Source organism: Pelomonas sp. Root1217 (assembly GCF_001425705.1).
Taxonomy (GTDB): Bacteria; Pseudomonadota; Gammaproteobacteria; order Burkholderiales; family Burkholderiaceae_C; genus Pelomonas.
The window spans coordinates 399,666-421,010 of record NZ_LMDC01000012.1 but is presented as its reverse complement, the minus strand read 5'-3'; the positions used below and the strand labels follow the sequence as shown (position 1 = coordinate 421,010).

Below are 21,345 nucleotides of genomic sequence, written 5' to 3'. Positions count from 1 at the left end.
ATGCGGTCAGCCCCGAAGCGCAACGGCTAGGATGACCAGCGCCGTGACCGAGTCCTCCGCGTCCTTCGCTGCCCCTCCTGCGCCTGTCGGCCAGCGCCGACTGCTAACCCTGCTGTTCGCCGACCTCAGCGGCTCTACCGCCATGGCCGAGTGGATGGAGGCCGAGCACTATGCGGCCATGCTCGGGGGCTTGCGCGCGCTGTACGAACGCATCGTGCCCCACCACGGCGGCGTCATCGCCCGCATCCAGGGCGACGGCATGCTGGCCGTCTTCGGCCACCCCGAGGTGCGCGAGGACGACGGCCGCCGCGCCACCGAGGCCGCGCTGGAGCTGCATGCCGCCGTGCGCGAGCTGCTGCCGCCCGGCCCACGCCCCGCCGACTTCCCCGGCCTGGCCCTGCACAGCGGCATCCACGCCGGCATCGTCCTCGTCAACGACGGCGACCAGATGCGCGGCCGCTTCGAGCTGCTCGGCAACGCACCCAACATCGCCGCCCGCCTGTCCGAGGCCGCCAAGCGTGACGAGATCATCGCCAGCGAGGACAGCCTGGGCCTGCAGAGCCAGTTCTTCGACACCGGCCCGCGCTTCTCGCTGCAGCTCAGGGGCCGCGCGACGCCGCTGGCGGCCTACCGTGTGTTCGGCCGCGCGCCGGTGGGCCGGCGCTTCGAGGCCAGCATGCGCCGCGGCCTTGCCCCCTTCGTCGGCCGCGGTGGCGAGCTGGCAACGCTGGAGGCCACGCTCGCGCGCGCGCTGCAGGGCAGCACGCTGTGGCTGGGCATCCGCGCTGGCGCGGGCGTGGGCAAGACCCGGCTCACCGAGGAGTTCCTGCGCCACGCCCAGGACCAGGCCGTCCAGATCCACCGCGGCTATTGCGAGAGCTACCTCAGCGCCGAGCCGCTGCAGCCCTTTTTGCAGATGCTGCGCGCCATGGACATGCATGACGGCGGCCCGCACGACGCGCCGCCCGAGCTCTTCGCCGCCCAGCACAGCCAGCCCGGCCAGCGCGCCGACGCCCTGCTGACCTTGCTGCTCGCGCTGGCGCGGCGCATGCCCCAGCTCGTCTTCATCGACGATCTGCAATGGGCCGACGACGCCTCGCTGCGCCTGCTGCACCGGCTGCGCGCCGCCGCCGAGCGTGAGCGCCTGCCGCTGCTGCTGCTGACAGCCAGCAGGCCCATCCCAAGTACGGCGGCCTTGCCCAGCGCCAACGACGGCGATGCCGACCTCATCGAACTGCCGCCGCTGACCGAGACCGAGGCCGCCCGCGCCGTGCAGCAGTTGCTGCCGCAGATCGACCCCTTCATCGCCGCCGAGGTGCAGCGCCACGCCGGCGGCAACCCCCTTTTCATCGAGGAGCTCTGCCACGCCGCGGCCGACACGGGTGAAGGCCTGGTCGCCGGGCCGAGCAGCTCGGCCTGGCTGGCCGCGCTGGTCGAATCCCGCGTCGGCCGCCTGCCGCCCGAGCAGGCCCAGCTGGTGCGCGTGGCGGCCGTCATCGGCAATGTCATCCCGTCTTGGCTGCTGCAGGCGCTGTCCGGCTGCGGTGAGCAGCATCCCGCCGTGCAGGCCCTGGCCGCCCAGGATTTCATCTTCCCGGATCAACGCCCCGGCCACCTGCGCTTCAAGCACGGCATCACGCGCGACGTCGTCTACGAGGCCACCGGCCTGCACGAACGCCAGGCCCTGCACCGGCGCATCAGCGTCGAGCTGGCCGAACACGGCGGCCAGGACCTGCACGAACAGCTGGCCTATCACGACGCCGCCGCCAATGACTGGCCTGCCGCCGCCCACCATGCCGAAGCGGCCGGCGATCAGGCCCTGGCCGCCTCGGCGCTGGACCGGGCCAAGAAGCAGTTCCGCGCCGCCCTGGCCGCGCTGGAGTTCCTTCCCGACGACGCAGAGCGCCGGCGCCGCTGGGTTGGCATCGCCCAGCGCCTGGGCATGGCCTGCGTCTTCGACGCCTCCCAGGACGATCTGCGCGTGCTCCGGCATGCCGCCACCCTGGCCCAGGCCGAATCCGAGCCGGGCCTCATCGCCCGCACCGAATACTGGCTGTCCTATGTGGGCTACGCCCTGGGCGAGACGCGCGACAGCCTGCGCCATGCGCGCGCCGCGGTCGAGACGGCCCAGGACTGCGGCGACCATGCGCTGCTCGCGCAGTTGCCCGGCACCGTGGGCCAGCTGCAGGCCGCCGCGGCCGACTATGCCAACGCCCTCCCCATGCTGGACCTGGCCATCGCCCGCCAGCGGGCGCGGGCGCGCAAGAGCGCGGTCAACCAGATCGGCCTGTCCTTCTCGCTGTGCTGCCGCGCCTATGTGCTGGCCGACCAGGGCCTTTTCGACCAGGCCCACGAGATCTTTGCCGAGGCACTGACGCCCTTCGATGGCAGCAGCCATGCCGTCGAGGCCAGCATCCAGGGCTGGCGCGCCGCCGTGCTGCTCTGGCAGGGCCGCTGGGCCGAAGCCCGCGAGGCGGCCCTCGTCGCCCACCGCGTCGGCGCCCAGGTGCGCAGCATGTTCACCTGCGCCATGGGCCACGCGGCCGGCGCCTATGGCGCCTGGATGCAGGAAGGCGACCCGACCGCGCGCCAGCACATCCTGGACGCCACCGCCTGGCTGGCGCCACGCGGCGGCGGCCTGTACAGCAGCTTCCAGCACGGCTGGCTGGCCGACATCCTGGCCACCCAGGGCGACGCGGGCGCGGCCCGCCACCACGTCGCGCTGGCTCTCAAGCGCGGCCGCCAGCATGACTGGATCGGCGGCGCCATGGCCTACCGCGCCGCCGCCCGGCTGGCCGCACGCATGGGGGACAGCGAGCGCGCCAAACGCTATCTCGGCCTGGCCCGCGGCGCTGGCGAGCAGCGCAACTCGGCGCATGAAGCCGCCGTCACGGCGCTGCTGGAAGCCGAACTGCGGCTGGACGACCGCTGGCAGGCCTCACGGGACCGCGCCGGGCGGGAGTTCGAACGCCTGGGCATGACGGGCTTCCTGGAGCGGGCCTTGCAGCTCTGAGTGCCGCAAAGTCGCGCTCATCGGCTACGTGAAACCACGTATCCATAAAAACAGAACGCTGTTTCATAGTTGCCTCGCGATGCGCGGCGATGCCGCACCGACCTGACGTCGCCGCGCCCCAGCGCGCGGATCGACCGGTAGTGACCTGACGTCGACACCGGTTTCCTCCCTCGCCTCGACAGCCTTCGCGGCGGCCACTCCACGGCCCTGGCGATGGTCAGCTGCGCGCATCCGGACGGAAACCGCGCGCCCACACAACGACCGGAGACAAACAAACCATGATCACGAAAAAGCTCACGCCCCCACCCCTGCCCGTCATCCGCACCGCCGGCACGGCCATGTCGCTGCTGCTGGCCGCCTCGGCCGCGCAGGCCGTCGACTGGCCCTCGGGCTACTCCAAATGCGCCGACGAAGGCGAGACGTGCAAGGTTGGCACCAGCACGCGTGCCGTGTCCTACGGCATCAAGGACAAATGGGTCATCAAGAACCTCAGCGGCAACATCGCCTGCACGACGGCCACCTTCGGCTCCGACCCCAACCCCGGCATCACCAAGAAATGCGCCATCGGCCCGGTGGCGTCGCCGGCGCCAACGCCTGCGCCGACACCTGCTCCAACCCCCGCACCGACACCGGCGCCTACACCTGCTCCCACGCCGGCCCCTTCACCCGCTCCGACGCCCGCACCCGCCCCGGCCGGCGCCAGCGGCGGCTATGCCGGCACCGTGACAGGCGGCGGAACCAAGACGGCGGTGACGGTCAGCACCGCCGCGGCGATGCAGGCCGCCCTCAATGCCTATGACGGCAGCTCCGGCCTGGTGCTGCGCTACACCGGCACGTTCGACTTCGGCACCATCCCCGACGCCTGCGCCCAATGGCAAAAGCCCGCCGGCGCCATCGTCGAAATCAAGAACAAGAACAACGTGACCATCGAAGGCGCCAACGGCTCGGCGGCCAACTTCGGCCTGGCCATCAAGGCCGCGGCGCAGAACATCATCATCCGCAACATGACCATCGGCCTGCTGCCGGGCTCCATCGACGCCATCGGCATCGAAGGCCAGAGCGGCGGCATCCCGGGCTACATCTGGATCGACCACAACACCCTGTTCAGCAGCCTGAAGGAATGCAGCGGCGCGGGCGACCTGGAGTTCGACGGCCTCGTCGACAACAAGGCCGGCGCCCATCACATCACCTACTCGTACAACTACATCCACGACCACCACAAGGTCGGCCTGATCGGCTCCAGCGACAGCGACGCCAGCGACCGCTTCATCACCTTCCACCACAACTACTACAAGGACGTGGGCTCGCGCCTGCCGCTGCAGCGCGCCGGCTATACCCATCTGTACAACAACCTGTACAGCGGCCTGCTGACCTCGGGCGCCAACATCCGCATGGGCGGCTACTCGCTGATCGAGGGCAACTGGTTCGAGAACTCGCAAAACCCCGTGACCTCGCGCGACAGCCCCTCTATCGGCTACTGGCAGCTGCGCGGCAACAACATCACGAGTCCTTCCGACTTCGCGACCTATGGCATCACCTGGGTGGCGAGTGGCTCCTCACCGTCGCGGGACGCGACGGACTGGGCCAGCACCGCCACCTTCCCGCTCGGCATTCCCTACGGCTACACGCTGCAGGCGCCGTCCTGCGTGAAGCAGAAATTGCCAGCGGCGGCGGGGGCCGGGACGGGGTTGGCGAAGGTCAGCTGCTGACAGGGTAGGTTGGGGTCGCAGACCCCAACAATGGATGGCGCCAGGTGTTGGGGTTCGCTGCGCTTACCCCAACCAGGCTGCAGGCCAGGGTGGCTCCCCGGAAGATGGGTGGCGCCAAGGGTGACGTGGCGCGAGACCGCTGCACCGATTCCGCGTCACGCCCACACAACCTCTTGCATGGCGGCTGAAGAATTGCTAGGCGCCCTACTTTTCAACAGGGCGACAAAAGGCATTTCATGATCACGGACAAACCTCCGTTCCGCATCTTCAAGACGCCTAACGGTACATATCGAGCAGTCATGCGGTTGCCACAGACGGCGGATCGACCCGCGTGTTACGAATGGGAAGGGGAGTTCAAGGATGAGTCAACCGCGACTTGTGCCGCCCGACGCCACTACGAATGGGTCTGTCCGCCCGGGTTCGATCAACCATCTCACATGACGGGATTCAGTGCAGGGCTCGTACACAACATGGATCAACGACGGACAGCGTTCATGCATGCTGGCGCGATGCGTCACCTCTACGGCAATGCGGGCAAAGGTCAGTACGTCTAAACCCCCATCGCCACCACCGTCGGCGCCCCGGTGAACCTCAGCACCCCCGCATCCAGCACCGCCGCAATCACACCCAGCATGACGCCCATGCCCATGCCGTAGCCCGAGCAAGCATGCGGTGGTGCGCCTTCGGGGTCGGCGCAGTCACCGCCGAAGGCGACGTGGTGGCGCAGCGGGTCCTGCTGGGTGGCCGAGCCCAGGCCCACGACAACGACGCGGCCAGCCTCAACGTCCACAGGCCCCAGCTTGTGCGCCACGCGCGCCTTGCGCCAGACCTGAAAGGGCGTGGGGCGCCGGGTCAGCGTCGCGACCAAGGTCGGGCGCAAGCGAGCCACGGCCTCGGCATAGGGGCGCATCTGGTTCTGCGGATCGGGCGCGACCTCGTGCCACAGCGGCTGCAGCTCCCACAGCTTGCGCGTCTGCACCCAGGCGGCGAGCACGGTGATCAGGTTGGCATGCGTGGTGGGCGGAAAGCCCAGCATGACGCCGGCCAGCGTGCATGCAGCCAGGTCGGGCGTGGCGTCGGGCAGGGCTCGGGCAGCTGCGACGATCTTCTGCGCCAACGGCGGCAGCACGGTGCCGGGTTCGGCCAGCCAGGCCTCGATGGCGGCCGTGAAGCGGCGGCCGGCGGCGCGGCCCTCGGCCTGCACCGCCTCGGTCGGGTAGGGGCCGAAGACATGGCGCGAGACCTTGAAGAGATCGCGCGGGCAACGCGCGGCCGCTCCTTGAGTCGGCGCCTCGGCATGGAACTCGGTGCCCCAGATGTGGCGCCCGTCAGGCTGGCCGAACCAGAGCTGGCAAAGCTTGGCCAGCACGCCCTCGCTCAAGCGCTCGAAGTCCAGCGGCGTGTCGGTGGGCAGGTCCTTGGGTTTCTGCGAAGCCGGAAAAGCGTTCAGTAGCCCATGGGCCTCTTCCTTCAGCTTCGCCAGGCCGGCCTTGGCGACCTGGTAGGCGGTGGCATAGCAATCAGCCTCGCTGAAGGCCTCAATGGCCGCATTGATGACGGGCGCCAGTGCTCGATGACCGCTGCTCTCGTCCTGACCCAGAAAGCCCAGGCCGATGGAGTCGTGCATGCGCTCGCCGTAGCCGCTGACGGAGTAGCGGTCGGGGGCGTTCCTCAGCACCTCGCAGACGCGCTCGGGCGCGCCCACCAGCACGCCATAGGCCGTGTCGACGACGCCACCAGGCTGGGCGCGCACCCAGGCCCAGGCGGCATCGCGGGTGTTGGTGTCTTCCAGCCAGAGTTGCATGGCCGCCTTGTCCTGCAGGTCGGGCGCGCGCTCGGGCACCGGCGTGGGAGGCGGCAGCGGCAGCGGCAGCTCGGTCAGGCAGGGCAGGGATTTCAGCGCGGCAACGGACGGCACGAAGAAATAGGCACCCCACTGCAGCGTGACGAAAGGCTCCGGGCCCAGGTCGATCTCGTAGGCCTTGCCGCCATGCTCGAAGGGGAACAGGCGCGGGCCGCCGTTGCCGTCAACAACGCCCAGGAGGGGATCGCTTTGTGCCGCATAGCCGCCGCTGGCATTGCCGCCGGCCACCCAGCGTTGCACGACCTCGAACTGCTCGGCCAAGTGGGCGTTATAGGCCATGAAGACGAGGCCGCGGTCCTCGTCGTCCGGGGCATCGGCATGCACCGGCGCGCCGTAGCTCATGCCGCGGCGCAGGATGCGCGGCATGCGGTTCCTGGAGAAGGCCGTGCCGGCCAGGTCGCGCGGGTTGGTGCGGCGGATGTGGGCGTGGAAGGGGCAGGCCGAGCCTTGCACGTCCTTGGCGAAGTTGAAGTCATTGCTGCTGCCGGATGCCTCGGGCGCCGCGAGCGGCCGGCCGTCCTGCCAGCGGCCCATCAGCTTGGCGAGCACCAGCTCATGGTCCAGGCCGATCTTCCTGGCCTCCTGGTAGGTGCGCTTGCTGAAACGGCCGGTGTATTGGCGCAGCTTGCGCACCACCAGGAAGCTGCCGCGATCCAGCAGCGCATCGGGCTGCTCGGGCACGGCATAGCCCTTGTCGCGCTCGGTCGGGAAGCCCTGCAGGATCTCGCCAGTCTTGACCCGGTCGTCCCAGGAAGAGCCCGAAGCTTCGCCGCCGAGCACGGGCTGGCCGGTTGTAGAGGCAGCCAGCACGGGCTGGCTGATGCCGTCCTTGAAGCCGAAGTGCTCCTTGTCGGCCGCATTGCTGCGCATGGGCTCGATGGCCATCAGCGCCAGGCCGGTGTTGACGGTCAAGGCCTCGGCCAACTCCTTCAGGCGCTTGTCGTCAGCAGCCGTGAAGTTCTCGCCCGGCTCGGCGGCCGTAAAGCGCAGCTGCACGAGGACATGGGCGTTGGCGGGGTCAACGCGGTCGATCTTGTTGACATGAGGCGCGAGCACCCAGTGCGAAGGATGGTTGTGGCGCACATCGCCCAGCAGGCCGGCGCGCGCGGCCATGCCCTCCTTGAAGGCCTGCGGGAAGCGGTCCAGGCGCGAAGCCGGAACGCCCAGCGCCTTCAGGCCTGACAGGGTCAGCGCGACCTGGCGCCAGACGCCGAGCTGGGCGCCGTCTTCGTTGTCACGCTGCACCGGCGCCGTGCTGAGCCAGGCGACAGCCTGGGCCGGCTGGGCCACGCGCAGCAGCACCAGGCCGCCCCGGTTGCCGGGCGGTTTGCTCAGCAGGCAGCACTGCAGGTCGCCCGGCAGCAGCGACAGCTCGCGCGCCTTGATCTCGGGCTCGGGCAGCGGCTGCTCGAACCAGGCCAGCATCTCGTGATGGCGCTGGCGCAGCTGGCCGCCGGCGGTCTTGCCGCCGTCCTTGGGAAACTGTTGGCCCGTGTCCAGCTCGCGCAACTCAAACAGCACGTCGTGAGTGGCGCGCAGCAGGCAGTCGCGGTCGGGCGCGTCGGCGCCGAAGTAGCGCTGCAGCGTGTACAGGCCCGCCAGCGGCAGCAGCCCGCGCGCCGCCATCGCGAAGCGCTCCTTGTCGCCAGCGGGCAGCGGCGGCGTCTCGCCGGAGGCCGGCGCGCGCAGGCGGTTGAATTCCAGCTCGTTGGCACGGCCGCGCTGGGCCGCCTCCAGCCGGGCGAGGTATTCGCCATCGCCGACGCTGCGGCCGGAGGCGATGAACAGGAAGTCGGCCGAGATCTCATGATCGCGCACCCAGCGCGCATAGGTCTCGAAGCTGCAGTCGCGCGACAGCGTGTAGGCCTCGGTGTGGCAGAGCATCAGGTCCAGCGTCGAGCCGAGCTGGTCCCAGATCACCCGCATATAGGGCTCCCAGCCGCCGTCGAAGCAGACGTTGAGCAGCAGCCGGTCGGGCGCTCCGTCCTTGCCGTCAAGGATGCTCCAGCGGAAGGAATGGACGATGCGCCAGCGGGCGACGATGTCGGTATAGGGCGAGGCCGGCGAGCTGGACTCGCGCGAGCCCAGGCGCAGGCCGTTGAGCGTCTTCAGCACCCTGCGCAGGCGGTCCACATAGGTGACGACCTCGAGCGCGTCGACAAAGCCGCGCTTGATGTCAGCCAGCAAGTTGAGGTCGGTGATGCCGCCGAGCTGAACGTCGTTGCCCCGTGCCATGGCTCTTCTCCCTTGCTTTTAGGGGAGAAGTATCCCGGCACCGCATGACGCCGGGGACAGGGTCGGCCCTCAGGTTTAAGGAGGGATTCCGTTGATCCCTGCCGGACGCATTTCATCCGCGAAAAGTCGCAACCTATCGCAAACCCTTAGATCGAACGACCTCTCAAGAACACACTGGCGGCACACCAGAGAGAAAGAAGTCCACCATGAACCGCATCAGCACCACCACCGCCGCCCGCACCCGCCTGCAAGCCGTCAGCGCCGCCATCCTCGTTGCCCTGGTCGCCCTGACCGGCGCCACCTGGATGACGCTCACCGTGCCGGCCGAAGCGCCCGAAGTCGTCAAGCTGGACCGCGTGGTCATCAGCGGCGTGAGCACTCCGGAGCCGACGATTGCGCAGCTGCCCCGCGTCGTCATCGAAGGCCGCCGCACGCCGGACAGCACTCAGGTCGCCAGCGCCGACGTGGCCGCGGCCGTCCGCTGACATCGAGCTTGGACGTGGACGAATGAACGACTCGCCCACCCCCCGAATGCGCGTCCAAAGCTGAGAGCCTAGGGATACTGACGCAACCCAGGCCGGCATACGGTCCACCTCCTCGTCACTCAACGATGGTGGTCCGCGATGGTGCTCAAACATCTTGCTTGGCTCCTTGCCATGCCCTTCGCGGCCCACGCCGCGGACAACCTGGTCACCAACGGCTCGATGAACTTCGCCGGCGCGGGGGCTCCCACGGGGTGGACGCTCGTGGTGCCCACCGGCGAATCGTGGCAGTCCTTCGAGAACCACCCCAGCCCGAACGCCGGTTCCTACTTCGGCATCCAGGACCTGGACTCGTTCGCGCCCCGCTTCAATGCGAGCGGCATCACGCAGGTCTTGTCGGGGCTTCAGGTCGGCGCCAGCTACGAGCTGAGCTTCTACTCGATGTCCAACCACACCTCCCTGAGTCCCAGCGCGATGCAGCAATGGCGCGTCACGTTCGGCTCGCAGATCCAGACCGGGCAAGCCACCTCGGCCAGTGCGCAGACCTGGGTGCAGTCGACGATGACGTTCACCGCGACGGCCACCGTGCAGGCGCTGACTTTCGCGGCTGAATTCCTGCCGGGCTCTTATCCGGAGATCCTCAATCTCGACGGCGTGGCGTTGACGGCCGCGGCAGTGCCCGAAGTCTCGGCCCAGCATCTGCTCGCGGCAGGACTTCTGGCCCTGGGTGCATTGAAGCTGCGGCGCCGTCGGCAGGCACCTTAGCCACGCGTCGCATCCCTTGAGCCAGATCTGGCAGCAGTGGCAGGCGCTGGCGGCGTCGCTGCCTCACAAGGCCTTGGGGCTGCTCGCGTGGCTGCTGGCGATGGCGGTGGTCTTCGGCCTGCTAGAGCGCCGGTTTGCCATCCGCCCCCAGCGCTTCCTGCGCCGCGACATGGCGCAGGACATCGGCTACTACTTCCTGGGCGGCCTGCTGCCGCCCTTCCTGACCGTGATGGCGACGGTGGCCCTGGCCTGGTTCGTCAGCGGGCTCGTGCCCGCAGGCTTTTATGCCTGGGTCGCCAGCCTGCCCTTCGCGGTGCGCGTGGGCGCCATGGTGCTGCTGGGCGACGTGGCGTTCTACTGGGCGCATCGTTGGTCGCACGAGAACGAATGGCTGTGGCGCATGCACGCCGTGCATCACAGCCCGACGGCGCTCGACTGGCTGGTCAACACGCGCGCCCACCCGCTGGACCTGGTCTTCGCCCGCGCCGTGTCGGCGGTGCCCATCGTCGTGCTGGGCATTCGCCAATCCAACGACGGGCTGGACGCGGCCGTTGCCGTCTACCTGGCGCTCACCACGCTGTGGGCGTTCTTCATCCACACCAACCTGAGGTGGCGCCTGGGCTGGCTGGAGCAGATCGTCGTGACGCCGGCGTTTCATCACTGGCATCACGCCAACATGCCGGGCACGCTGAACAAGAACTACGCGGCGTTGTTTCCGTGGATTGACCGCTTGTTCGGCACCTACCACCTGCCAGCGCAGCAGTTCCCGGCGTCGTACGGCGCCGACCGAGAGCTGCCCGAGACGCTGGGCAAGCAGCTGGTCAGCCCGTTCAGGAAGCGCCCGAGCTGAGAAGGGCCTTCAACGGCCCAGTACCCGCAGGATCTCGCGGCCATAGGCCTCGAGCTTCTTGGCACCCACGCCGCTGATCTCGCCCAACTCGACGAGATCGCCGGGCATGACGCGCGCCATCTCGGCCAACGTCGTGTTCTGGAAGATCACATAGGCCGGCAGGCCATGCTCCTTGGCCACCTCGGAGCGCCAGGCCTTCAGCGCCTCGAAGCGCTCATGGCCTTCGGCATCCAGGCCCAGCGCCGGATCGGCCTTGGGTTTCGCGCCGCCGCGTGATGTCTTGGCCTTGCCACGCGGCTTCTTTTCCTCGGCCTCACGCAGGCGCAACTCCACCTCGCCCTTGAGCACCGCCCGGGCACTGTCCTGCAGCGCCAGCGTGTTGAACTCGCCCTCGGCGGCCACATGGCCCAGCGAGATCAGTTGGCGCAGCACGGCCCGCCATTGCTGCTCGGACAGGTCGGCTCCGCAGGCCCAGGTGGACAGGTTCTCGTGGCCGTACTGCTTGGTCTTGTCGGTCGTCTTGCCGCGCAGCACGTCGATCAGGTGGCCGGCGCCGAAGCGCTCGCCGCGCTGGTGGAAGCGGTAGATGCAGGAGAGCAGCTTGCGCGCCGCTTCCGTGCCGTCCCAGGTCTGCGGCGGGTTCAGGCAGTTGTCGCAGTTGCCGCAAGGCGTGCTTTCCTCGCCGAAGTAGCCCAGCAGCCGCACGCGTCGGCAGTCCGTCGCCTCGGCCAGGGCCAGCAGTGCATCCAGCTTGCCGCGCTGGCCCTGCTTGAAGACCTCGTCGGCCGGGCTGTCGTCGATCATGCGGCGCTGGTTGACGACGTCAGCCAGGCCATAGGTCATCCAGGCCTCGGCCGGCGCGCCGTCGCGGCCGGCGCGACCGGTCTCCTGGTAGTAGCTCTCGATGTTCTTGGGCAGGTCCAGGTGGGCGACGAAGCGCACGTCGGGCTTGTCGATGCCCATGCCGAAGGCGATGGTGGCCACCATGACGATGCCGTCCTCGCGCAGGAAGCGGTCCTGGTGGCGGCGGCGCACGTCGGCGTCCAGGCCAGCGTGGTAGGGCAGCGCCTTGATGCCTTCGCTCTCCAGCCACACCGCTGTCTCGTCCACCTTCTTGCGGCTTTGGCAGTAGACGATGCCGGCCTCGCCCTCGTGCTCGTCGTTGATGAAACGCAGCAGCTGGTCGCGCGGCGAGGCCGTCTTCTCGGCGATCAGGTAGCGGATGTTGGGCCGGTCGAAGCTGCTGATGAAGACGCGCGCATCCTGCAGCTGCAGCCGCTGGATGATGTCAGCGCGGGTCAGGTCGTCGGCCGTGGCGGTCAGCGCGATGCGCGGCACATCGGGGAAGCGCTCGTGCAGCAAGCTCAGCTGCAGGTATTCCGAGCGGAAGTCATGCCCCCACTGGCTGACGCAGTGAGCCTCGTCGATGGCGAACATCGACAGCAGGCCGCGTTCGTGCAGCGAAGCCAGCTGGGCCAGGAAGCGCGGCGTCGTCAGCCGCTCGGGGGCGGCATAGAGCAGGGTCAGCCGCCCGCTCATCATCTCGCGCTCGATGCGACTGGCCTCCTCGCCAGTCTGGCTGGAGTTCAGGAAGGCGGCATGCACGCCGGCCTCCTCCAGCGCGCCGACCTGGTCGTGCATCAGCGCGATCAGCGGGCTGACGACGATGGCCACGCCCTGCTGGCGGGTGTGGCGCACGATGGCCGGCACCTGGTAGCAAAGGCTTTTTCCCCCGCCCGTGGGCATCAGCACCAGCGCATCACCGCCGCCGGCCACCTCCTGGACGATGTCGGCCTGCTGGCCGCGGAAGGCGGTGTAGCCGAAGACTGCTGACAGGACCTGGTGAGCTGCGGATTGCAGGTCGTCGGTGGGGCTTGGAAGATGCAGGGGCGGATTCACACCGCGATTGTCCCAGGAGCCTTGGAGAGCCCGATGCCCACACCCGCCGAACTGCGTCAGACCCTGATCCGCAATTTCAACGAAGCCCCGCGCGAGCGCTTTGTCCGCCCGCCGCGCTACGACACCGAGACCACGTCGCTGTCCAAGGGCACCGCCGCCAAGCAGATGGGCGCCAGCTTCGACATCCTGGCGCCTGGCCAGATGGGCTGCCCTTACCACTACCACTACGCCGAGGAGGAGATGTTCATCATCCTGCAGGGCGAGGGCACGCTGCGCGTGGCCGACGAACTGGTGCCCATCCGGGCCGGCGACACCATCAACATCCCGGCAGGTCCCGAGTACCCGCACCACATCATCAACACCTCGGACGCGCCGCTGCACTACATCAGCATCAGCACCCAGAAGGAGCCGGAGATCTGCGTCTACCCGGACTCGGGCAAGGTGGGAAGCTTCGCACCCGGGCTGCGGCTGCTGCAGCGCAAGGAAGCGGGGCTGGACTACTGGGACGGCGAGCCTTGAACGTTGCCGCCCGGCACCGACATCACCAGGCGGCCCTTCAATACTTGTCCAGATGGGCGGCGATCGCGGTTTCCATCACCAAGGGAAGCTCCTTGGCAAATGCGCTTCCCGTGGGCGAGGGCATCACCGTCCGGGTGAACCGGCGTTGACCGTCGATTTCGGCATCGATATAGACAATGAAAACCGGCACGGCTGACGGATTTTCCGCGGTGGTGAACTGCCCGCGCTGATATTCCTTGCTGTTCAAGGCCTCGAATGCGACCCGCTCGAGCAGCGTCGTGGAAATCTTGGGTTTCACGGGTTCGGTGCCACCCACCATGACGCCGCCTAACGTGCCACCAACGACAGCGGCATGGGCCACTGCCTTGCCGAAAGCCGCGTGATTGGAATAGGTCACCAGCGTGTGCACGACGATCTTGGCATCCTGCGAGCTGGCTTTGCGCCGCTGGTTAGCACGGGCCTGCAACAGCCGAACCGGCGACGGCTCATACCAGTCATCGCCAATGCGCCGGATGCCGTAGTCCTCGCTGGTCACCAGCAGACTGAATATCTTGCTCGTCTTCTCTGGCGCCGGGCGCAGATCCTGCGCCGACGCTCCGGCCGATGAGGGCACCTCCGGCGTATCCAGCCGCGCGGTCGTCGAGCAGCCGGCAAGCAGCATGCAGGCTGCGATCAAAGGGCACGCGAGAAATCCCTTCTTGTTCATCATTCACTCCCTAAATAGTGGTGGCCGCTTGCTTGCATGCGGCTTCGTGCCAGCGATCAGTAATGCGGCGGCAGCTCGTCGCGCAGAGTGCGGGACTCGCTTGGCTCGGCCGCCGTGGCCCGGTTGCGCAGCTCGACGAGCTCGCGCACCAGCCGGTCGATCTGCTCCTGCTGGCGCACCACCACCTGGTTGAGCTGCTCGACCGTGTCTTCGGCAAAGCTGGCCTTGATCTCCAGCTCGGTGATGCGCTTCTCAAGCGCTTGCAGGTTGCTGTCCATGGGCGCTATTGGGCCAGATGAAAGTCCACTTTCGCCCAACGCCCCTGGCCGTCCATCACCGTGAGCCGGTGTTCGCCTGCGCGTTCGACCCGCAAGATCTGCGCGGCGGAAGCAATGGCGCTGGCTGCCATCCACTGGCCATCGAGCAGCCAGGTCGTCCCCTGCTGCGCGCCAATCGCCTGCAGCTTCAGCACGACCTCGCGCTGGCCCGGTGCAGGGCGCAGCACCGTGCCCGGCTCCAGCCCCACCACGCGCAACCGGTTGGCCGACAGCTGTTGGCCGGTGCAGCCGGGTCGCCAGGCCAGGCGCTCCAATGGGTGGCGCTGTTCGGCGTCCAGGAAAGGCCCGAGCAGCGCCGGCCAGCGCACGGCCTCAAAACGCTCGGCATCGGGCGCGCAACCGGGTTGCACGCGCTGGCCCGCAGCCACCCAAACCGGCTCGGCCAGCGGCCCCGGCCGCAGCCGGTCGGGCAGCGTGGGCGGCACAGCGCCGTCCAGCGTCCAGGCGGTGCGGCGCTGCAGGCACAGCGCGGGGTCGGTGGCTGACTCCGCCAGGCCCATCGGCCAGCAGATGGGCACGGCCACCACGCTGTCAGGGCGGCGGCGCGGCGCGAGCTGCTGGCGGGCTTCGTCCGGGCCCAGCGCCGCGGCCAGGTCGCGCAGCAGCGGTGCGGCCGAGTTGGCGCCGAAGTGGCCGGGGTTGGGCGTGCCGTCGGGCCGGCCGATCCACACGCCGAAGGTGTAGCGGTCCGTCACGCCCAGCGCCCACGCGTCGCGAAAGCCAAAGGACGTGCCGGTCTTCCAGGCCACGCGCTGGCCGCTCTCGCGAAACGGCGAGCCCGGCCGACCGCCGTTCTCCAGGATCTCGCGCACGATGAAGGCGGCGCCTTCGCTCATCAGCCGCGCTTCCTTCAGCGGCTCGTCAGGCGTCAACCGCGGCCGGGCCGCGATGCCGCCGCGCGCCAGCGCCGTGTAGCCGCCCACCAGCTCCTCCAGCGAGGTGCTGCCACCACCCAGAATGAGGCTCAGATTGGGCGCCGCATTGGCCGGCATGCGCAGCCGCAGGCCCGCGTGGCGCAGCCGGCCGGCAAAACGCTCGGGGCCCAGGCGGTCCAGCAGATCTACGGCAGGCACGTTGAGCGAGCGCTGCAAAGCCTCGCTGACGCTGACCGGGCCGGAGAAGTCCGCCTGGAAGTTGCCCGGCGCATAGCCGCCGAAGTTCTGCGGCGCGTCGATCAGCAGACTCTCGGAATGGATCAGCCCCTCGTCCAGCGCCATGCCGTAGAGGAAGGGCTTGAGCGTGGAGCCTGGCGAGCGCTTGGCGCGCACCATGTCCACATGGGCGCCTCGGCGCGCATCCGTGAAATCGGCCGAGCCGACATAGCCGCGCACTTCGAGGCTGCGGTTGTCGACGACGAGGGCCGCCAGCGAGACGGCGTCGGGCAGGCTGTTGAGCCGGTCAGTCAGCAGTTGCTCCAGGCGAGCCTGCAGACCGGCGTCCAGCGTGGTCTGGATGATGGCGGGCGCCGCGCCGTGATGCTTCGCTTCCTGGCGCAGCCGCTCGGCCGCGAGCGGCGCCAGCCAGCGGGCGCGCAACGGTGGCGCGAAGACGCGCTCCAGCTTGGCATCGGCCACGTCGGCTGCACTCCAGATGCCCAGCGTCTGCATGCGCGTCAGCACCTTGTCGCGCGCCGTCTGCGCGGCGGCGACGGCACGGTCCGGCCGCAGCCGCGTGGGCGACTGTGGCAGCGCGACCAGCAGGGCCGCCTCGGCCTTGGACAAGTCGGCCGCACCCTTGCCGAGGTAGGCGCGGCTGGCCGTCTCCACGCCCTCCAGCGGCCCGCCCATGGGCGCCAGGTTCAAGTAAAGGGACAGGATCTCGTGCTTGCTGCAATGCAGCTCCAGCTGCAGCGCGCGGGCGATCTGGCGCAGCTTGGCGGGGATGGTGCGTCCGGCGGCTTTTTCGTCGACCAGCCGGGCCACCTGCATCGTCAACGTGGAGCCGCCCGACACGATGCGCCCATGCCGCGCCCACTGCCAGGCGGCGCGCACCAGAGCCACGGGGTTCACGCCGGGGTGCCAGCGGAACCAGCGGTCCTCGTAATGCAGCAGCGCCTCGACATAGTTGGGCGACACGGCCTCGGGCGTCGTCGGGTGGCGCTGCGCGCCGTCGTCACCGGGCCAGGCGCGCAGCGGCGTGCCGTCCGCCGCGAGGACGGTCAGTGTGGGCGACTGTGCGGCCGGCTGGGGCAGCGGGCAGGCGAGATCCAGCGCCAGCGCGGCGGTGAGCAGGCCGGCAAGCGTGAGTTCAATGTGTCGACGGGTGATGCGCATCGGCATGCCGAAGACGATAGCCGAACCTCCCCCCTAGCTTGCATTGCATCCAGCCCGCACGCGCTGCGTAGAGACAAGGCCGCAGCGCTGGTTGTTTCCACCTGTTTGCGGTTCCACCCACGACCCGTCCAACAGGAGATGCCATGAAGCTGCCCACCCGCGCGCCGACCCTAGCGCTCATCACCGCCAGCGTTATCGCCGGCCTGGCCGCCCTGCCGGCCCACGCCTCCAGCCACCGCGAGGCCCCGTCGATTGGCGGCATGCCGCGCGTCGATGGCACCGACTTCTACCTGTTCAACAGCTACGAAGGGGTGGCCGCCAACGGCAGCGGCGGGCGCGCCGGCTATGTGACGCTGATCGCCAACTACCTGCCGCTGCAGGACGGCTACGGCGGCCCCAACTACTTCAAGCTGGACCCGAACGCGATCTACGAGATCCATGTCGACAACAACGGTGATGCGAAGGAAGACCTCACCTTCCAGTTCAGGTTCATGAACACGCTCAAGGGCATCACCCTGCCCATCGGCAACCAGGTCGTGCCCATCCCGCTGACCCAGGCCGGCACGGTGAGCGCGCCCAATGCCGCGGCCCTCAACGTCAACGAGAAGTTCGCCCTGACCCTGATCCGCGGCGACCGCCGCACCGGCACGGCCAGCCCGGTAGCCAACCCGGCCGGCGGCACCTGGTTCGACAAGCCGGTGGACAACATCGGCACCAAGACGATCGCCGACTACCCGGCCTACGCGGCCCAGCACATCTACAGCGTCAGCCTGCCCGGCTGCGGCTTCCCGGCCAAGGTCTTTGTCGGCCAGCGCCACGAGGCCTTCGCGGTCAATCTCGGCCCCATCTTCGACCTCGTCAATGCCGACGTTGGCGTCATCACCAACCGCAGCCTGATCAACGCCGCCGCCGCCAATTCCATCCAGGACAAGAACGTCACGTCGCTGGCCCTGGAGGTGCACAAGAGCTGCCTCACGCAAGGCAACGAGACCGTCATCGGCGCCTGGACGACAGCCAGCGTGCGCCAGAGCCAGATCGTCAACGCCACGCCGCCCAGCGGCTACGACACCGCCGTGAAGACCGGCGGCGGCTGGGTGCAGGTGTCGCGGCTGGGCATGCCGCTGGTCAACGAGGTCGTCATCGGCCTGCCCGACAAGGACAGGTTCAACGCCTCGGTGCCCACGGGCGACGGGCAGTTCGCCACCTACGTGACCAACCCGACGCTGCCGGCGCTGCTCTCGGCCGTGCTGCCCATCGGCAACGCCGCGCCCACCAACCTGCCGCGCCTGGACCTGGTGACCACCTTCCTGACCGGCATCCCCGGCGTGAACCAGCCAGCCAATGTGGTGGGCTCAGAGATGCTGCGACTCAACACGGCAATAGCGCCACGGCCGTTTGCAATGCAGAACCGCCTGGGCATCGTCGGCACGCTGCGCGACGGCGAGAGCCCGCCCGACCTGGCCGGCTTTCCGAATGGCCGCCGGCCCAAGGACGACATCGTCGACGTGTCCCTCGCCGCGGTCATGGGCGGCCTGTGCTGGCTGAACAACGGCGGCGCGCTGTTCGGCGCGGCCTGCACCCGCGCCTCGGTACCGCTGGGCGCCACCTCGCTGGAGCTGCACGACGGCGTTGACCAGGCCGTGGTGCCGCTCCTGCCCGGCTTCCCTTACCTCAACACGCCCAAGCCAGGCGCGAAGTGAACCCTTCCAGGAGCAAAGCCATGAATCGATTCCTCGGCGCCGTGGCCCTCGCGGCCGCGCTGTGCAGCGGTGGGGCGGCACACGCCGGCCTCATCACCTTCGACAACCCCGGTGTGATCGACATCGACAACAACACCGGCATTGCCACCTACGGCGAGGCGGGCTTCGTCATCAGCGGGTCGGCCACCAGCTTCCTGCCGCTGGACGGCGCGATGGTGGGCGGCTTCGACACGACGCCCTTCATGCTCAGCCTGCTCGGCGGCGGTGGCTTCGGGCTGCAGTCGCTCGACATCGCGGCATATGACCTGGGCTTCGGTCCAGGCACTCTCGCTTTGGTCGGCCTGCTGGGCGGCATGCAGGTGGCCTCGCTCAGCGTCGACCTGGCCAACCCGGGCAGCGTGGTGTTCGACAGCAGCTGGGCCAACCTGACGTCGGTCAGCTTCTCTGCCAGCGGCGGCTTTGCGCTCGACAACATCAGCTCGGTGCCAGAGCCGGGCAGCTTTGCGTTGGCGGGCGCCGGGCTGCTGTTGATCGGGGTGGCTCGCCGGCGGCGGCGCTGATCGGCGCGGCAAGGGTTGGGGCCGGCCGCGTTGTCTGGACGAGCCGGCGCAAACGCACGGCTTGAGCTTTCTCGTTGACCCATATATTCTGGTCAACCTGACCAGAATTGAAGCGCAACGTGAACCCAGCGAAACCCGAAAGACCAGCCAACCCAAGGCACTGGGTATTGCAGGACGCCAAAGCCCGCTTCAGCGAGCTGGTGCGGCGCGTCCACAGCGAGGGGCCGCAACACGTCACCGTGCACGGCCGGGACGAGGTGGTGGTCATCACCCTGCAAGACTTTCGCCGCCTGCAGGGTGAGCGCACCGGGCGCGACCTCATCGAGGTCATGCAGGCCTCGCCGTGGCGCGATGTCGATCTCGACGTGAGCCGCTCGCCCATGCCCGTGAGGGATGTGGAGCTGTGACCGGTTACCTGCTGGACACCAACGTCATCTCCGAGCTGCGCAAGCCACGGCCCGAGCTTCGCGTGCTGGAGTTCGTGGCCGCGCAGGCGCTGGAGAACCTCTACATCAGCACGGTGACGCTGGCGGAAATCCGCTTCGGCATCGAACGAGTCCCCGATGCCGGCCGCCGTGCCGAACTGGGCGCCTGGCTCACGCACAAGGTGAGGCCGATGTTCGAGCACCGCGTGCTGCCCGTATCGGAAGACGTGATGCTGGTGTGGCGCCTGCTTGTGGACGCCGGGCGCAAGGCCGGGCACACCTTCTCCCAACCCGACCTGATCATTGCCGCCACCGCAGCCCATCACGGGCTCACCGTGGTGACGCGGGACGTTTCGGAGTTCGAACACGCCAAGGTCCCGGTGCTGAACCCCTGGTGATAGCGGTCGAATCTCGCCGGACGACGAGCTAGCGAGCGCTGGACGCCGCCCGCGCCGCACGCACCTGCTGAAGTTCGGCCTTCAGCCACTGCGCGCTCTCCACCGGTGCCTTGCCGGCGCAGCGCACCAGATAGGGCTTGCCGCTCGTGCTGCTGGTGGACGCGCCGCGCTCGATGAACTGCTCGGCCGTCTGTACCATGTCCTTGCCTTCCAGATAGTCCAGCTTCTTCAGCAGGTGGGCCTTGGCTTCGGCGCCGGCATACCAGCTGCCGTTGCGGTTGAACTCGCAGCCGGAGGCCTGCAGCCGCGTCAGCAGCGCGTCGACCTCGGCGCGGGCGGCAGGCGGCAGCGGGGCGGCGGTCGCGGTGACGGCGGCGAGTGACATCAGCAGGGCGAGAACGGTACGCATGACCCGAATGCTACGGGTTGCGCACGAGGACAAACACGCGCGCGGCTGCAGCCGCCGCGGGCGTAAAACCGGTGCATGAGCGACATGCAACAACGCTGGCAGGTTCACCCCGACGTCACGCGCGCCGAGACGCTGGACAAGGCCTTCTACCTCGACCCCGCCGCGCAGCGCCTGCAGTACGAGCGTGTGCTCGCGCGCAGCTGGCAGTGGCTTGCTGACCTGCAGGGCGTGCGGGCGCCGGGCAGCCTGCAGCCGGAGACGCTGCTGCCAGGCAGCCTGAACGAGCCCCTGCTGCTGTCGCGCGACGCGGCAGGTGCGTTGCGCTGCCTCAGTAACGTCTGCACCCACCGCGGCAACCTGCTCGTGCAGCAGCCTTGCCAGGACGCGGCGCAGATCCGCTGCGGCTATCACTCGCGTCGCTTCGAGCTGGACGGCCGCATGACCTTCATGCCCGAGTTCCAGCAGGCGCTGGCCTTCCCCCGCCCCTGCGACAACCTGCCGCAGCTGCCGCTGCAGGACTGGGGCGGCCAGGGCTTTGTCGCGCTGGAGGAACCGCTCGCCAGCTTCGACGCCTTCTTCGGCCCGGCCATGCAGCGCCTGCACTGGCTGCCGCTACAGGACTTTCGCCTGGACGCCAGCCGCAGCCGCGACTACGAGTTCGACGCGCACTGGGCGCTCTATGTCGAGAACTACCTCGAAGGCCTGCACATCCCCTTCGTGCATCCGGACCTGACGCAGACGCTGGACCTCAGCCGGTACCGCCATGAGCTGCACGACTGGAGCAACCTGCAGCTGGCGGTGGCGCGGGCCGATGAGACGGCCTTCGATCTGCCACCCGAGGCCACGGAGTACGGCCAACGCATCGCCGCCTACTACTGGTGGGTGTTTCCCAACCTGATGCTGAACTTCTACCCCTGGGGCCTGTCGCTGAACCAGGTGCTGCCGGTCGGGCCGGCGAGGACGCGCGTGCGCTTTCGCAGCTACGTCTGGAAGCCGGGACTGCTGGGCAGCGGCGCCGGCGGCGCGCTCGATCACGTCGAGATGGAGGACGAGGCCGTCGTCATGACGGTGCAGCAGGGTCTTCGCTCACGCTTCTACCAACGCGGGCGCTACTCGCCGACGCGGGAGCAGGGGGTGCATCACTTTCATCGGCTCCTTGGGAGGGCGATGGGGGCTTGAGGCCGACCGGCGTCGAATTGG

Annotated in this window: 17 protein-coding genes; 11 read left to right on the top strand and 6 right to left on the bottom strand. The window is 68.7% G+C overall.

Going from position 1 to position 21,345, the window contains the following annotated elements; all coding sequences use genetic code 11:
- Positions 1 to 43 precede the first annotated feature (43 nt).
- Entirely contained in the window at positions 44 to 3,013 is a 2,970-nt protein-coding gene (locus ASC95_RS10855; protein ID WP_162250756.1) for an AAA family ATPase, read from the top strand.
- 278 nt (positions 3,014 to 3,291) lie between these two features.
- Entirely contained in the window at positions 3,292 to 4,722 is a 1,431-nt protein-coding gene (locus tag ASC95_RS10850) for a polysaccharide lyase family 1 protein (protein ID WP_157256152.1), read from the top strand.
- Positions 4,723 to 5,272: 550 nt separating this feature from the next.
- On the opposite strand, the gene ASC95_RS10845 is transcribed toward ASC95_RS10850, so the two are convergent.
- The gene (locus tag ASC95_RS10845) at positions 5,273 to 8,821 is read right to left on the bottom strand and encodes a Dyp-type peroxidase domain-containing protein (protein WP_057297725.1); all 3,549 of its coding nucleotides are present in this window, start codon (positions 8,819 to 8,821) and stop codon (positions 5,273 to 5,275) included.
- A 206-nt stretch (positions 8,822 to 9,027) separates the two neighbouring features.
- On the opposite strand from ASC95_RS10845, the gene ASC95_RS10840 reads away from it, so the two are divergent.
- From ASC95_RS10840 to ASC95_RS10830, 3 genes are all read left to right on the top strand, one after another.
- Entirely contained in the window at positions 9,028 to 9,306 is a 279-nt protein-coding gene (locus ASC95_RS10840) for a hypothetical protein (protein WP_057297724.1), read from the top strand.
- A gap of 171 nt (positions 9,307 to 9,477) precedes the next feature.
- Positions 9,478 to 10,068 (top strand): hypothetical protein, encoded by a 591-nt coding sequence (locus ASC95_RS10835; RefSeq protein ID WP_157256149.1) that lies wholly within the window; start codon positions 9,478 to 9,480, stop codon positions 10,066 to 10,068.
- A gap of 16 nt (positions 10,069 to 10,084) precedes the next feature.
- The gene (locus ASC95_RS10830; protein ID WP_082567688.1) at positions 10,085 to 10,918 is read left to right on the top strand and encodes a sterol desaturase family protein; all 834 of its coding nucleotides are present in this window, start codon (positions 10,085 to 10,087) and stop codon (positions 10,916 to 10,918) included.
- Positions 10,919 to 10,927: 9 nt separating this feature from the next.
- Here the strand turns inward: ASC95_RS10830 and recQ are convergent, their stop codons facing one another.
- Positions 10,928 to 12,817 carry a DNA helicase RecQ gene (gene recQ, locus ASC95_RS10825; RefSeq protein ID WP_057297722.1) on the bottom strand — a complete coding sequence of 630 codons (1,890 nt, stop codon included), beginning with the start codon at positions 12,815 to 12,817 and terminating at the stop codon, positions 10,928 to 10,930.
- Positions 12,818 to 12,850: 33 nt separating this feature from the next.
- On the opposite strand from recQ, the gene ASC95_RS10820 reads away from it, so the two are divergent.
- A complete protein-coding gene (locus ASC95_RS10820; protein WP_057297721.1) occupies positions 12,851 to 13,336 on the top strand; it encodes a cupin domain-containing protein in 486 nt (161 codons plus the stop codon).
- Between the two features lie 37 nt (positions 13,337 to 13,373).
- Here the strand turns inward: ASC95_RS10820 and ASC95_RS10815 are convergent, their stop codons facing one another.
- Genes ASC95_RS10815 through pbpC form a run of 3 tightly spaced genes read right to left on the bottom strand, consistent with a single transcriptional unit; the run spans position 13,374 to position 16,659 of the window.
- Positions 13,374 to 14,042, bottom strand: a complete 669-nt coding sequence (locus ASC95_RS10815) for a hypothetical protein (RefSeq protein ID WP_157256146.1) — start codon at positions 14,040 to 14,042, stop codon at positions 13,374 to 13,376.
- A gap of 56 nt (positions 14,043 to 14,098) precedes the next feature.
- Positions 14,099 to 14,320: a SlyX family protein gene (locus ASC95_RS10810; protein WP_057297719.1), complete on the bottom strand. Its 222-nt coding sequence runs from the start codon at positions 14,318 to 14,320 to the stop codon at positions 14,099 to 14,101.
- A gap of 5 nt (positions 14,321 to 14,325) precedes the next feature.
- Entirely contained in the window at positions 14,326 to 16,659 is a 2,334-nt protein-coding gene (pbpC, locus tag ASC95_RS10805; protein ID WP_082567687.1) for a penicillin-binding protein 1C, read from the bottom strand.
- A 137-nt stretch (positions 16,660 to 16,796) separates the two neighbouring features.
- Between pbpC and ASC95_RS10800 the strand changes: the two genes are divergently transcribed.
- The 4 genes from ASC95_RS10800 to ASC95_RS10785 all read left to right on the top strand — a co-directional run bounded on the left by ASC95_RS10800 (position 16,797) and on the right by ASC95_RS10785 (position 19,736).
- Entirely contained in the window at positions 16,797 to 18,353 is a 1,557-nt protein-coding gene (locus tag ASC95_RS10800; protein ID WP_057297718.1) for a DUF4331 domain-containing protein, read from the top strand.
- Positions 18,354 to 18,373: 20 nt separating this feature from the next.
- Positions 18,374 to 18,913, top strand: a complete 540-nt coding sequence (locus tag ASC95_RS10795; RefSeq protein ID WP_057297717.1) for a PEP-CTERM sorting domain-containing protein — start codon at positions 18,374 to 18,376, stop codon at positions 18,911 to 18,913.
- Between the two features lie 119 nt (positions 18,914 to 19,032).
- Positions 19,033 to 19,320 (top strand): type II toxin-antitoxin system Phd/YefM family antitoxin, encoded by a 288-nt coding sequence (locus ASC95_RS10790; protein ID WP_056192548.1) that lies wholly within the window; start codon positions 19,033 to 19,035, stop codon positions 19,318 to 19,320.
- Positions 19,317 to 19,736 (top strand): type II toxin-antitoxin system VapC family toxin, encoded by a 420-nt coding sequence (locus ASC95_RS10785; protein WP_057297716.1) that lies wholly within the window; start codon positions 19,317 to 19,319, stop codon positions 19,734 to 19,736. Before ASC95_RS10790 ends, ASC95_RS10785 begins: the two co-directional genes overlap by 4 nt.
- Before the next feature lie 28 nt (positions 19,737 to 19,764).
- Here ASC95_RS10785 and ASC95_RS10780 read toward each other — a convergent pair whose 3' ends face one another.
- Positions 19,765 to 20,145 (bottom strand): DUF5329 domain-containing protein, encoded by a 381-nt coding sequence (locus tag ASC95_RS10780; protein WP_057297715.1) that lies wholly within the window; start codon positions 20,143 to 20,145, stop codon positions 19,765 to 19,767.
- Positions 20,146 to 20,220: 75 nt separating this feature from the next.
- Between ASC95_RS10780 and ASC95_RS10775 the strand changes: the two genes are divergently transcribed.
- Positions 20,221 to 21,324, top strand: a complete 1,104-nt coding sequence (locus tag ASC95_RS10775; RefSeq protein WP_200960121.1) for an SRPBCC family protein — start codon at positions 20,221 to 20,223, stop codon at positions 21,322 to 21,324.
- The last annotated feature ends 21 nt before the right edge of the window (positions 21,325 to 21,345 follow it).

What these genes read in the sequence shown, in the direction of transcription:
- ASC95_RS10800 (WP_057297718.1), top strand. Translation starts at nt 16,797, where the DNA reads ATGAAGCTGCCCACCCGCGCGCCGACCCTAGCGCTCATCACCGCCAGC.
- ASC95_RS10845 (WP_057297725.1), bottom strand. Translation starts at nt 8,821, where the DNA reads ATGGCACGGGGCAACGACGTTCAGCTCGGCGGCATCACCGACCTCAAC.
- ASC95_RS10780 (WP_057297715.1), bottom strand. Translation starts at nt 20,145, where the DNA reads ATGCGTACCGTTCTCGCCCTGCTGATGTCACTCGCCGCCGTCACCGCG.
- ASC95_RS10835 (WP_157256149.1), top strand. Translation starts at nt 9,478, where the DNA reads ATGCCCTTCGCGGCCCACGCCGCGGACAACCTGGTCACCAACGGCTCG.
- ASC95_RS10775 (WP_200960121.1), top strand. Translation starts at nt 20,221, where the DNA reads ATGAGCGACATGCAACAACGCTGGCAGGTTCACCCCGACGTCACGCGC.
- ASC95_RS10815 (WP_157256146.1), bottom strand. Translation starts at nt 14,042, where the DNA reads ATGAACAAGAAGGGATTTCTCGCGTGCCCTTTGATCGCAGCCTGCATG.
- ASC95_RS10820 (WP_057297721.1), top strand. Translation starts at nt 12,851, where the DNA reads ATGCCCACACCCGCCGAACTGCGTCAGACCCTGATCCGCAATTTCAAC.
- ASC95_RS10850 (WP_157256152.1), top strand. Translation starts at nt 3,292, where the DNA reads ATGATCACGAAAAAGCTCACGCCCCCACCCCTGCCCGTCATCCGCACC.
- ASC95_RS10840 (WP_057297724.1), top strand. Translation starts at nt 9,028, where the DNA reads ATGAACCGCATCAGCACCACCACCGCCGCCCGCACCCGCCTGCAAGCC.
- ASC95_RS10795 (WP_057297717.1), top strand. Translation starts at nt 18,374, where the DNA reads ATGAATCGATTCCTCGGCGCCGTGGCCCTCGCGGCCGCGCTGTGCAGC.
- ASC95_RS10810 (WP_057297719.1), bottom strand. Translation starts at nt 14,320, where the DNA reads ATGGACAGCAACCTGCAAGCGCTTGAGAAGCGCATCACCGAGCTGGAG.
- pbpC (WP_082567687.1), bottom strand. Translation starts at nt 16,659, where the DNA reads ATGCCGATGCGCATCACCCGTCGACACATTGAACTCACGCTTGCCGGC.